The 12,217-nt window shown below is 40.3% G+C and carries 13 protein-coding genes; 8 read left to right on the top strand and 5 right to left on the bottom strand.

What is annotated here, in order from left to right; all coding sequences use genetic code 11:
- Nucleotides 1–126: 126 nt before the first annotated feature.
- The 3 genes from EAH57_RS09715 (at nucleotide 127) to EAH57_RS09705 (ending at nucleotide 2,566) form a co-directional block, all read left to right on the top strand.
- Entirely contained in the window at nucleotides 127–924 is a 798-nt protein-coding gene (locus tag EAH57_RS09715; protein ID WP_121929881.1) for a PaaX family transcriptional regulator C-terminal domain-containing protein, read from the top strand.
- A gap of 120 nt (nucleotides 925–1,044) precedes the next feature.
- The gene (locus tag EAH57_RS09710; RefSeq protein ID WP_121929880.1) at nucleotides 1,045–2,028 is read left to right on the top strand and encodes a fatty acid desaturase family protein; all 984 of its coding nucleotides are present in this window, start codon (nucleotides 1,045–1,047) and stop codon (nucleotides 2,026–2,028) included.
- Nucleotides 2,029–2,149: 121 nt separating this feature from the next.
- Nucleotides 2,150–2,566 (top strand): PaaI family thioesterase, encoded by a 417-nt coding sequence (locus EAH57_RS09705; protein WP_121929879.1) that lies wholly within the window; start codon nucleotides 2,150–2,152, stop codon nucleotides 2,564–2,566.
- A 1-nt stretch (nucleotide 2,567) separates the two neighbouring features.
- Here EAH57_RS09705 and EAH57_RS09700 read toward each other — a convergent pair whose 3' ends face one another.
- The 5 genes from EAH57_RS09700 to EAH57_RS09680 all read right to left on the bottom strand — a co-directional run bounded on the left by EAH57_RS09700 (nucleotide 2,568) and on the right by EAH57_RS09680 (nucleotide 6,484).
- Complete coding sequence (locus tag EAH57_RS09700; RefSeq protein ID WP_121930038.1) at nucleotides 2,568–3,473, bottom strand: LysR family transcriptional regulator; 906 nt, start codon at nucleotides 3,471–3,473, stop codon at nucleotides 2,568–2,570.
- Nucleotides 3,474–3,682: 209 nt separating this feature from the next.
- Complete coding sequence (locus tag EAH57_RS09695) at nucleotides 3,683–4,174, bottom strand: DUF6644 family protein (protein WP_121929878.1); 492 nt, start codon at nucleotides 4,172–4,174, stop codon at nucleotides 3,683–3,685.
- Nucleotides 4,175–4,183: 9 nt separating this feature from the next.
- A complete protein-coding gene (locus tag EAH57_RS09690) occupies nucleotides 4,184–4,723 on the bottom strand; it encodes a hypothetical protein (RefSeq protein WP_121929877.1) in 540 nt (179 codons plus the stop codon).
- A 36-nt stretch (nucleotides 4,724–4,759) separates the two neighbouring features.
- Complete coding sequence (locus EAH57_RS09685; RefSeq protein WP_121929876.1) at nucleotides 4,760–5,278, bottom strand: cyclophilin-like fold protein; 519 nt, start codon at nucleotides 5,276–5,278, stop codon at nucleotides 4,760–4,762.
- 24 nt (nucleotides 5,279–5,302) lie between these two features.
- On the bottom strand, nucleotides 5,303–6,484 hold the full coding sequence (locus tag EAH57_RS09680) for an MFS transporter (RefSeq protein WP_121929875.1): 1,182 nt from the start codon (nucleotides 6,482–6,484) through the stop codon (nucleotides 5,303–5,305).
- A gap of 306 nt (nucleotides 6,485–6,790) precedes the next feature.
- On the opposite strand from EAH57_RS09680, the gene EAH57_RS09675 reads away from it, so the two are divergent.
- The 5 genes from EAH57_RS09675 to EAH57_RS09655 all read left to right on the top strand — a co-directional run bounded on the left by EAH57_RS09675 (nucleotide 6,791) and on the right by EAH57_RS09655 (nucleotide 12,030).
- A complete protein-coding gene (locus EAH57_RS09675) occupies nucleotides 6,791–7,855 on the top strand; it encodes an alpha/beta hydrolase (RefSeq protein WP_121929874.1) in 1,065 nt (354 codons plus the stop codon).
- A gap of 78 nt (nucleotides 7,856–7,933) precedes the next feature.
- On the top strand, nucleotides 7,934–9,055 hold the full coding sequence (locus tag EAH57_RS09670; RefSeq protein WP_121930037.1) for an MBL fold metallo-hydrolase: 1,122 nt from the start codon (nucleotides 7,934–7,936) through the stop codon (nucleotides 9,053–9,055).
- Between the two features lie 120 nt (nucleotides 9,056–9,175).
- Complete coding sequence (locus EAH57_RS09665) at nucleotides 9,176–9,952, top strand: tellurium resistance protein (RefSeq protein ID WP_121929873.1); 777 nt, start codon at nucleotides 9,176–9,178, stop codon at nucleotides 9,950–9,952.
- 12 nt (nucleotides 9,953–9,964) lie between these two features.
- Nucleotides 9,965–11,095, top strand: a complete 1,131-nt coding sequence (locus EAH57_RS09660) for a toxic anion resistance protein (RefSeq protein WP_121929872.1) — start codon at nucleotides 9,965–9,967, stop codon at nucleotides 11,093–11,095.
- Nucleotides 11,096–11,115: 20 nt separating this feature from the next.
- Nucleotides 11,116–12,030, top strand: coding sequence for a hypothetical protein (locus EAH57_RS09655; RefSeq protein WP_121929871.1), 915 nt, complete (start codon nucleotides 11,116–11,118; stop codon nucleotides 12,028–12,030).
- The last annotated feature ends 187 nt before the right edge of the window (nucleotides 12,031–12,217 follow it).

Below are 12,217 nucleotides of genomic sequence, written 5' to 3'. Positions count from 1 at the left end.
CCTTTAGACTCCTTTCATTATTAATTGCACTTTCTTTGCATTTCTCCTATAGGGAGAAACAAAAGATATTTATGAAAGAATTCTATGGTTTAAATTTTTATATTTTTAAATTGGTTCAATAGCAATATGACGATAGTGAAACTAAATGCCCGAGATTTAATTATTGATTTACTTTTAGGTTCGCAAGGCCGTGAGATTTCGATTAAGCAGATTATTATTGCCGCTAAATTGTTTGAAATTAGTGAGAATAGTATTCGTGTTGCTGTAACTCGTCTATCGAGTGAGGGCGTGATTGAAGCTATTGAGCGTGGCATGTACCAGTTTACCGCCCAATCACATGAGTGGGCAGATGTCATGTTGAATCGTAAGCGTGGTATTAAACGCACTAAAGTCTGGAATCACCAATATCTTGCGGTGTTGACTGGTGAGTTAGGGCGGGTCGATCGTACTGCATTGAATCGCCGTGAAAGAGCATTAAAACATTTTGGTTTTAAAGAATTAGAGCAGGGAATTTATATTCGTCCTGATAATCTCGCTATTGCATTTGAGGATCTTGTGCTGGCATTACAAGCGACTGGCTTAGAGAGCAGTGCAAAGATTTGTCAGATTAATCATTTTGACCCAGCAACTTTGGCCAGTATTCCTAAATTGTGGCCGACACAGACGCTGAATCAAAATTATGAGAAATATAGTCAGATGATTCAAGACTGGTTAAGCAGGGTTAACCAGTTAGACTTGGACGATGCAACCAGAGAATCTCTATTGTTGGGTCGTCAGACCATTTCACTATTAATGAATGATCCTTTATTACCTGAAGATTTTGTTGATGTCGAACTTCGTGATCAGTTTGCATCCAGTGTTCAGCAACTTGATCAAACGGGGTTAGCACTATGGGCCAAGTTTTATGAGGAAAGTACGGTATAAGTATCGACTTTAATATTACAAAACATATCCTTTAAATTTATTGACAGAAATATTACATGATTTAAAATAAAATTATAAAATATGTATTTTGAAAAGTAGAATAATAGGCAGGATAGGGATATGAATACACGTGTCGCAATGAGTGATTTATTCAGTAGGGAAGAAATCACCGCGTTAACAAGCAAATCAGATTTACATGGTGGCTGGGTGGTATTGTCCACTTGGGCAGTTATTGGTGGAACGTTTGCCGCTGTCGCGACCTCTTGGGAATATTTGCCTGTTTGGGGGAAATTGTTAATGTGTGTCGCTGCGTTGGTGGTTTTGGCGGGTCGACAATTGGCATTGGCAATCTTAATGCATGATGCTTCACATCAAAGCTTATTTAAAACTAAATGGCTGAATGACACCGCGACAGATTGGTTATGTGCACGCCCAATTTGGAATGATCTACATAAGTACCGCGCGCATCACATGCGTCATCATAGTAAAACCTCAACAGTCGATGATCCTGATGTGTCGCTCGTTGCAGGTTTTCCAACCTCGAAAAAATCATTGATGCGAAAATTTATCCGTGATCTATCTGGCGTGACAGGTTTTAAATTTGCGGTTGGGCGAGTGTTGATGGATATAGAAAAAATGGAATGGACGGTTTCGAATGATCGTCGCTGGATTTCTCAGGAAGGGCGACATTGGTCTGATTATCCAAAGACATTTTTAAAAAACAGCGCAGGGGCGATTGCAACCAACGCCGCTATGTTTTCTGCATTATGGGCGGCAGGTCATCCTAAACTCTATGTCCTTTGGATTTTGGCTTATTTAACCCCATTTCCATTATTTTTACGTGTTCGCTCTATGGCAGAACATGCGGGTATGCCAACGAGTAACAGCGCTTTAACCAATACCCGTACCACACAAGCAGGTTTTATCGCACGTGCTTTGGTTGCACCGATTCATGTCAATTTTCATAAAGAACATCATTTGATGGCGACAGTTCCTTATTTTAAACTGCCAAAAATGCACCAAATGTTACGTGAGCGTGGACATGTTTCTGAACCGCCAACCTATTGGCAAGTGCTAAATGAACTTTCCAATCGTGTAGATTGAAATTGCTTTAAGCTCTAAGAATAGGTGAGGTCTGTATGCTCTACGCTATGCGTATATATAAAAGACAGATAAGACCTCACTGACACAATTAAAACTTTTGAAAATCGATATTAGGTCGCAAATGACAATTACGAAACATGAAATTATTGACTTTCTTGCTCAAGAATTTCCACAAGCACTAAGAAAATGTAGTATTGAAGCGATAACACCTAAAGGTGCAGAGTTGTTATATCAAGTTGATCAGGAGGATTTGCGTCCTGGTCAGACAGTATCAGGTCCGACCTTAATGTTGGTGGCTGATTTTGTATTGTATGTTGCGATCATGGGACATTTAGGGTTGGTTGCCATGGCAGTCACAACCAATATGACCATCAACTTTTTTCGTAAGCCGAAAGCGGGTCAGAATATACGAGCAGTTTGTAAATTGATTAAAGTGGGCAAAACTTTAGTGACGGGTGAAGTTTGGTTATATTCTGGAGATGAGGAAGAAGCTGTGGCTCATGTTATAGGAACCTATGCGATGCCACAAAAATCTTGAATTATATGGGTTCAGGTAGATACAAACGTAAATGTTCAATCACGAGTTTAAGGGCAGGAGATTGCTGTCTGCGATGGGGATAATAAAGATGATAGCCTTGAAACTGGATACTATATTCGTCTAACACTTTGAGTAAATGCCTCTGTGCTAAATCATCCTCAATCATATCTTCAGGGATATAAGCCACTCCCAATCCTAAACGTACGGCATCGACACTGTGGTAAGACTCATTAAATACCCATTGTCCTTGGATTTTGATTTTAACATCCAAGCTATCTTGCTTAAATTCCCACGTATAAATACCGCCTTGGGTAGTCAAACGAAAGCCAATACATTGATGGTTATATAAGTCTTGTGGGGTTTGTGGTGTACCATGTTTTGCAAAATATTCAGGTGTTGCCACCACCGCCATTTTGACATCATTGCCAATACGTACCGCAATCATGCCTTCTGCAACCCGACTGCCAAAACGAACTCCAGCATCAAAGCGTTCCGCCACGATATCCACCATGCCACTATTCGCAGTCAATTCGATATTGATGTCTGGATATAGCTGGGTCAGCTTCTGTAGTTTCGGTAATAAAATCTGTCGTATGGCATGACTGCTGGCATTGATTCTCACTGTTCCTGCGGGGGTATCCCTGAGTTTGCTTAATAGGGAAAGTTCATTGTCAATGTGATCAAAACTGGAACTAATGGTCTGTCGTAAACGTTCTCCTGCTTCGGTCACAGATACACTACGTGTGGTTCGGGTCAGTAATAACATGCCCAAACGTTCTTCTAATCCACGAATACTATGACTGAGTGCCGATTGAGATACGCCTAATTTTCCTGCGGCTTTGGTAAAACTGCCCTCTCGTGTCACCATTAGGAAAGCATAGAGGTCGTTATAATTCTCTTTCGTCATTGCCATTTATGGATTTCCATTTAAAACTTGTTTTAAATCTCAGTATAAGGCTTATTGATTAGTTTTGTTCATAACTCTATTTCATTTTTAAGTCCTTAATGTCATCTTTTATGCCCCATATAATTACAAAAACTCTTGTTTTTACAGAACATATATGTAGTCTATTTCTTGGTATTTAAGTCAATCATCTTAGATAAAATATTTATATTTCAATATGCTAAAAATCGTCCTGCGATAATAACTCCCGTCCACGCAAAAACCGAAATCAATGCTGAAACTTTTGCCAGAAGCGGCACAGGGGTTTGTACATCCCAATCTGCCACTGTTCGGTAGACACCTTTATGAAATACGAGAACATTGATACCAGCAACAACGATGAGTCCAAGTTTCCATGGAGCAGCTCCAGCAGTGGCAACGATGGTTGCCTGTGCACTGAGCAATGCGATACCCGTGATTGCAACAATCATTAGACCGATGTGGGAAATGGGCAGCAAACAGTGCGCTGCTGTGGTCACAGGCACAGCACGTTGTCCAGCCCCCAATAGTCTGAGATCAAAAATGAAAGCTGGACCAACAAGGAGTGCTATCCCGAGGATGTGAATGGATTCAAGCACGGGATAGAGATACTGGATATTCCGTACCGTTTCACCCAATGTAGAGTCCTGTAATAACATCAGCCATGTATTGAGCAACTCAGGCATCATAGCACCTCAATTCTGTCCAGCAGTCGGCAATGGTGCACGAACTGGAAGTGTGTTGCCAAGCACTTGGTTTACTGGCACGGCATTCGCTCCATACCAAAATACAACTGGACGGAACAAATTTTTATCTCTGCGATTGATGTAGCCAACTGCTTGAAAGCGTTCCCCAATTTTCAGCGCACGCCCCAACCCCCATCTCCCTGACCAAGCTGGTGGAGCAATGATAACTTCTAATTTTTTGTGAGAACCTTTGTATGAGGGAGCAGCATTGACTCGGACACTATCCTGAGGGTCTTGCAACTCTTCTGGAATCGCTAGCTTGAGCGTTTTGGCAGGTAGATTACGATCCAGAGTCACATCAAATTGTGAATGTGGATTACCCCAAACACCTCGCGATGAGACCGTTCCAGCAATATAAACCAGACGATCAGTTTCGAATGCGGCCCAACCATGATGTGCAAACGTTGGAGATGTGGGTAGCAAGGTCAAAAAAATCGATGCAATAATCATCGTAAATTTGGCAAGGTTTGGTAAATAGTGAATATTCATGACTTTATACTCCTGTACTTATCATTCGACTGTGGCTTAATCACGAGTAAATTCAATGCGTACATTTCCGCGCCCAAGGATGTCAGCTAACTCATCAGATTGGTTCACCTTACCAATACGAGTATAAGAGTAGGTAGATGGAAAAGTTTTATAAAATACAACCAACGTGGATGAACCATAAAGCATCAAGTCACCATTGTTGATAATGCCTAGACGACTAGCATCAGTGGGTAAGGCGTTCGGCAATTGGGTATGCTTTTCGTTGCCGTTCAATTCCTCCATATTTAAGGACAATGGCAACTGTGCAGCAAAAGCACGAGCTGTTGCATTGTCTTCAAAGCTCACCCCAAAACGGTGTCCATTCACGGTCATCCATATATTCATTTGCTCGCCCTCAATATTGGGTTGTTCTGCATTATTTCCCGTACCATCTGTATTGTTTGGACGTTCAGTGACGATCGGTGCATTGGAGGACGTATGATCTCCTCCACATGCGCTCAGTCCAAACATGGCGGAGAGTACGATCATCGCTCTGATCTGATGATTCCAATTCATTTTTACAACTCCTTATTAAAATTGTTATTTGGTGGTCAACCGTGATGTCAAAATTGCCGATATAATCAGCAATACCGCACTCATGATAAAAGTCATCTGATAACCGCTTTGGTCAAATAAAATACCGCCCAATGTTGAACCTAGCGCAATCGCAAGCTGTACTACAGCGACCATTAAACCGCCCCCAGCTTCAGCATCGTTAGGCAAGGTGTGAGCTAACCAGCTCCACCATCCCACAGGTGCGGCTGTTCCAAGCAAGCCCCATATGCCTAGCAATACAGCGACCACCATGGGCCATGTACCAAAAAAGATTAGGCTGATTGCAATGGCCGACATCATGATTGGGATCGTGATCAATGTTGTATAAAAACCACGTTTAAGGAAGATATTAATGATACTCGTGCCAATAAAGCCCATGACTCCAATTCCAAGTAGAATCAAAGATAAGGTCGAAATTTCAACCTGAGTAATGGTTTCCAAAAATGGTCTGACATAGGTATACAGTGAGAACTGTCCCATAAAGAACAGGCTCACTGCCAGCATGCCAATCATCACCATAGGATTACGTAATAATCCTACAATTGATGGACGTTTTTCTGTTGATTCAGATGTAACCTGCATTGATGGTAGGCTAATCCACTGCCAAATCAGTGCCAGTATGGCAACAGGAACCAAACTAAAAAATGCACCACGCCAGCCAATGATTGATCCTAGATAACTACCCAACGGTGCGGCAATAACCATAGCCAAGGCATTACCACTATTAAAGATCGCCAATGCACGAGGAACTTGCGCACTTGGCACTAAACGCATCGCCATCGCTGCCGACATTGACCAGAACCCACCAATCACCATACCAAGCAGTGCCCGACCAATCATGTAAATCGTATAGTTTTGTGCAAGTGCAACAATTGCCCCTGACACTGCCATGATGGCGGTTAAAACCAATAACAAGGTTTTCCGGTTAATGCTTCCTGCCAAACGGGAGATTGTTAAACTTGTCATGACTGCAAATGCCCCAGAAATGGCAATTCCTTGCCCAGCCATTCCCTCAGTAATTTTGAGATCAACAGCAATTGGGGTAAGTAAGCTCACTGGCATAAATTCAGAAGCAATCAATGCAAAAACGCATAAGCTCATTGCAAACACACCACCCCAATGGGCGGTTTGATTGTTTAATGCAATGTCTTGGTTAGCGGTTGTCATTCAACTTCTCACGACAAAATGTATAGTTGAATAATTATAAAAATATGACGGACTAAGAATAAGGGTGCATTACCGAATAGAGTTATGAATATATTTCATCAATCAACACAATTATGATTTTTCAAAGTGGAAAAACTTAAAAAATATTATGGTCTGTTTTAGGCTTGCAAGCATATCTATTCTATTTATGAATCTTTCTCATAAGTCTATGCTGTTTTTTTAGACTAATCCTGAGCATCCAAAGAATGTAAACTTTTCCCATACCTAAAGCCACATAGCTTATATGCCTTATCGGGAGCTGAGATTATGCAAACACCTATGAAAAAATTTCGCTATATTGCCTTAACTGCGGCTCTGGCAGCTACAGTAGGTTTATTCTCTACAACTTCAACAATAGCCGCAGATATGTCAAATGGTGCAAACAACTTTTATCAAAGCAGTCAGATTACCATCCAAAAGGTGACGTTTAAAAACCAATACAATATGAACATTGTGGGTAATCTAGTTATTCCAAAAAATCTTAAGAAAAATAGCAAGGCTCCAGCGATTGTTGTTGGGCATCCTATGGGAGCGGTCAAGGAACAAAGTTCCATGCTGTATGCCCAAAAGTTGGCGGAACAAGGTTTTGTGACACTTGCGATCGACCAGTCATTCTGGGGTGAAAGCGATGGTCAGCTTCGCAACGTGGTCGCTCCTGATATCTATGCTGAAGCATTTAGTGCTGCTGTAGACTATCTTGGAACCCGTGATTTTATTGATCGTAACCGTATTGGTGCTTTAGGGGTCTGTGGTAGTGGTAGCTTCGTCATCAGTGCTGCCAAAATCGACCCGCGTATGAAAGCTATTGCGACTGTCAGTATGTACGATATGGGAGCAGCAAATCGTAATGCACTGAATCATTCACTAACCCTCGTACAAAGAAAACAGATTATTGCTGATGCAGCTCAACAACGTTATTCAGAATTTACGGGTGGAAAAATTGAATATACAGGCGGCACAACCAAGCAATTGACGGCTGATACAGATCCCATCCAGCGTGAATTTTATGACTTTTACCGTACTCCACGTGGTGAGTTCACCCCTAAAGGCGCTAATCCACAAGCTACAACTCAGCCAACCTTAACCAGTAATGTCAAGTTCATGAATTTCTATCCATTTAATGACATAGAAACTATTTCACCACGTCCAATGCTATTTATAACAGGTGATCAGGCACATTCCAAAGAGTTCAGTGAAGATGCTTATAAACGTGCTGGTGAACGTAAAGAATTGTATTACGTCAAGGGTGCTGGGCACGTTGATCTTTATGACCGTGTTGATTTAATCCCTTTCGATAAATTAACTGATTTCTTTACTAAAAACTTGAAGTAATCCTTAGTTTAGCCAAGTTGAATGGACTCAAGTCAACTTGGCTTTTTTTTAATTAGAAATTCAGGTTATTGTCCAAACATGATGAAAAAAAAATATAAAGTCACCTTCCTTCTGCTGGTATTAGGAATGGGCATATTATTTACTGCCTGTACGACTTTGAGGGGGCCACAATTTGGCAAATTACCCGAACAGGCACGTCTTGAACGCATCAAACAATCTCCTCACTATATCAATGATGAGTTTGCTTATCCAATTGCAACACCGATGCTACGTGATGGAGAAAGTACCCTAAAAATACTCTGGAATAATTTCTGGGTAGAGAAACAGCAGACTGTACCTAAGCAGGCTATTCCCAGTGTCAAGACCGATTTACTCGCTCTAAATCCCCAACAGGATGTCGTGATTTGGCTGGGGCATTCAGCTTATTATATGCAGCTCGCAGGTAAACGGATTTTGATTGATCCTGTCCTAAGTGATCATGCTGCACCTTTTTCTTTTTTAATCAAAGCCTTTGATGGAACAACACTTTATCAGGCTAAAGATATTCCTGAGATTGACTACTTATTGATTTCCCACGATCACTATGACCATCTCGACTATGCGACGGTGATCCAGCTCAGGAATCAGGTTAAAAATGTGGTTGTACCGCTTGGCATCGGTTCGCATTTTGAATATTGGGGCTACCCTTTATCAAAGATCCATGAAAATGATTGGTTTGATGTTCTAAGAACTGATACTGGGCTAAACATTCATACTTTACCTGCTCGTCATTACTCAGGGCGAACCTTTACCCGTAATAAAACTTTATGGGCAAGCTATGCGCTAGAAACTCCGACCCATAAAATATATTTTGGTGGTGATAGTGGTTATGGCCCACATTTTCAGCAGATTTCATCCGAGTTAGGTGGCTTTGATCTGGTCATGCTGGATAGCGGACAATATGATCCTCGTTGGCCTCTCATTCACATGACACCTGAAGAAGCTGTTCAGGCTGCGATAGATTTAAAAGCCAAAGCCATGATGCCAATGCACATTGGGCGTTTTTCTCTTTCACCTCATGCTTGGGATGAACCTTTTAAACGGATCAGCCAAGCCAGTAAAAATGCGCCTTTGACTTTGATGACCCCTAAAATTGGGCAACCGATTTGGATCGAAGGGCAGAAAAACGAATTTTCGCAGTGGTGGGAGAGTTTGGAATAATTTTAAAAATAACAACGACAAATACTGCAAATCATAACAACATTTCAGTATGCGAAAGGGTCAGAACATGCTACAACTAAGGATGCTTAAACTTATTTGTTCTGACTATTTTCTACAGATATGACTATACCGCTTGACCTTACTCCTTTATCGCAAATTGAATCAAATCAAGAACATATTTTAGCGATTAAACGTAATGATTTATTGCCTTTGTTCAACGATCCTCATCGTTTGAATTATTACGCAGATCATCTGGTTCAAGCACAAAGTGTTTTGTTGAATGGGGTTGATCCCAAACTCAACCAACAACTCAGCGAAGTGATTAATCAAATTATTCAGCAATTGTCTCGATCAAAAAAATATTTAGGTGGCCGAAAATTTAATGCTTTACAGAAGTGGCTCGGCATTGATATTGAATATGATGCTGGTCAAGTCAAATATGTCAAAGATTTAGATCAACTTATTCAGCAAGCCAATCATTTAAGCCAAAGATTACAGATTGAAATTCAAAAATCAGAATCTCGATTGCAACAAGCGCTGGGTCTAAGAGAACAGATGGCTGCATATATTGTGGCTGCAGAACAGTTTTTAAGCGAATATCCAGCGTTTAGTAAGCAGCAAACACTTGATCATTTTGTAGAGCGACTGTCAAAAAAAATTAATACTTTACAAACCTTACAGGCGAGCAATGATATTGCAATGAAACAGATGCAATTGTCTCAGCATTTGTCTTTTAGTCTATTAGACCGTTTCAAAGAAGCACAGCAAGTTTTAATTCCTGCTTGGCAATATCATTTAAAGCAAAGTCGTGAGTCAAGTTCTTCGGCTGTGCTTGAACAGCTGGACAAGAGTAGAGAAAATTTAATCCAAAATCTGAAGAAATCATTAAAGAAATAAGAGGGGAACGTTATGTCAAATTCAGAGTTAATACCATCATCAAACGAGTTGGTTATGAACCAAGAGCAACGATTTGAACAACTCAATTTAAAAGAGTTGGGTCTACAACCACAAGATTTTGCTGAAGTGATGAGTGCGCATAAAGAGCTTGCTGATATCAACACCACTGTTGTATCGGAATATGGAAAGAATATAGCCAGTAAGACCTCGACCTATACAGATGAGTTGTTGAGCCTTGTACAAAATAAAGATTTGGACGCAACTGGGCAAAAGTTAAATGAGGTCGTGCAGGTTGCCCAACAACTCAATACTTCGAGTATTTTAAATAAATCAAAAAGTTCAGGTTTTTTTGGTGGAATACTGAGTAAGTTCAAGAATGCTAAACAAAGCTTTGATCAGCATTTTAATACCACAAAAGAACAGATCGATGCGTTGGTCAAAGAGATCGAAAGTTCTCAATCGGGCTTGAAAGCACGTGTGGGCACACTGGATAAAATGTTTGATGCAGTACAAGAAGAATATAAACAACTTGGTGTTTATATTGCAGCAGGTCAGCTTAAACAGCATGACATCCAACAGCATATCTCAACCTTAACCGTACAAGAGCAAGATCAACAAACAACGCAAAAAGTCTATGATTTAAATCATTTGGCGAATAATCTTGAAAAAAGAGTCAGTGATTTACAGGTGTTGCAACACTCAGCCATGCAAACCTTGCCGATGATTCGTATTATTCAATCGAATAATCTAATGTTGGTGGACAAGTTTTATGCGATCAAAAATATCACTTTACCCGCATGGAAGAATCAGATTAGCTTAGCAATTTCATTGCAAGAACAAAAAAATAGTGTGCAACTCGCTAAGGCGATTGATGATACAACCAATGAATTATTGCGCAAAAATGCTGAATTATTGCATCAAAACTCAGTAGATACTGCTAAAGCGAATCAACGTTCGGTGATTGATGTTGAAACACTTGAACATGTACAAAACACCCTCATTAATACAGTGAATGATGTGATTCAAATCCAGAAAGAAGGTATGCAAAAACGTGCTGAGGCAACCACCCGGTTACGAGCATTGCAGGACAATCTAAATCATTTGGTACTGGAAAATAGTGGGCAAAATTCGCCAAAGTCTTGATGTCATAAGAGGAAAAATCATTGTCACCCATAGATGACTTTAGTGTTCAACCGATAGAGCAACGTTTAGAGACTTTAGCAAAACGCCAAAGTCATCTCATGATATGGTTTTTTCTCAGTATGACCTTGGCGATAGCCATCGGGGTCTCCTTATTTTTTCAAAAAGAGATGATCTATCGGGTCTTTGATCTTTCTACACATGTTCAAGTTCTAGACTTACCTTATCACGTACAAGATTTAATCCCTTTTAAAGAGCCTATCGATTATTTTTTTAATCTGTTGTCATGGGTGGGATGGTTATTTATTAAAGTCTTTGGCGCGTTGATTGGTGCTTTTTTGCTTGTATATTGGGCAAAGAAACTGAAGTTTTTTCAACGCCGTTTTCAATCATGGACGCAACGTTTTGTCGCGTGGTTGATCGCATTTATTTTAATTTGGTCAGGTCTAAGTTATCTGCAATATGACTGGAGTGATGACACTGAACAAGCATATCAACAATGGATGAGCTATCGAACCAATATTATTGAGAGTCAAATCGCTCAAGATTTACAGCGAACCAATACCTCTCCAACAGAAAAAGCATACGTGTTGGCTCAGGTGGCGTTGTTACATCCATCTGTAGATCGAAAGACAGCAAATGTCTATGTCAATCAGCTCGTTGAAGCTGAAAAAAATAATCCAATTCAATTTAATCAATATGACTTTCAGCCAGAGCAATTATGGGTGATGCAACAGCAACTTTATGGTAGAAGCGTTACAGCGACGACACAAGCATTAGATACACGTGCTCAACAGGCGCAACAGTTCTCAAGAATCGTAAATGTCATCTTGTGGGGAATGATTGCACTTGTACTTGGTTTAAGTGGAATCTTATATACGCTTGCTAAACACTTGAAAAATCGACGTGATCGAATTACGCATAAACTTGATGTGTAGTAAAACCATGTTCGATTTATCCGATCAAACCCATAAAAACATACTGTTTTACCTATTTAGTGCTTTTGCGTACTATAGCCTCATTGAATGAATTTAGCCGACTTGAATTGTTGAGAATTTGGAGACATCGATGTTAGATCAAAATATTAAAACTCAATTAAAAGCTTACTTAGAACGTTTAGAAAGT

It is taken from the genome of Acinetobacter sp. 2JN-4 (assembly GCF_003687745.1).
GTDB lineage: Bacteria > Pseudomonadota > Gammaproteobacteria > Pseudomonadales > Moraxellaceae > Acinetobacter > Acinetobacter halotolerans.
The sequence above is the reverse complement of the archived record's forward strand: the minus strand, read 5'-3'. Positions and strand labels throughout refer to the sequence as shown.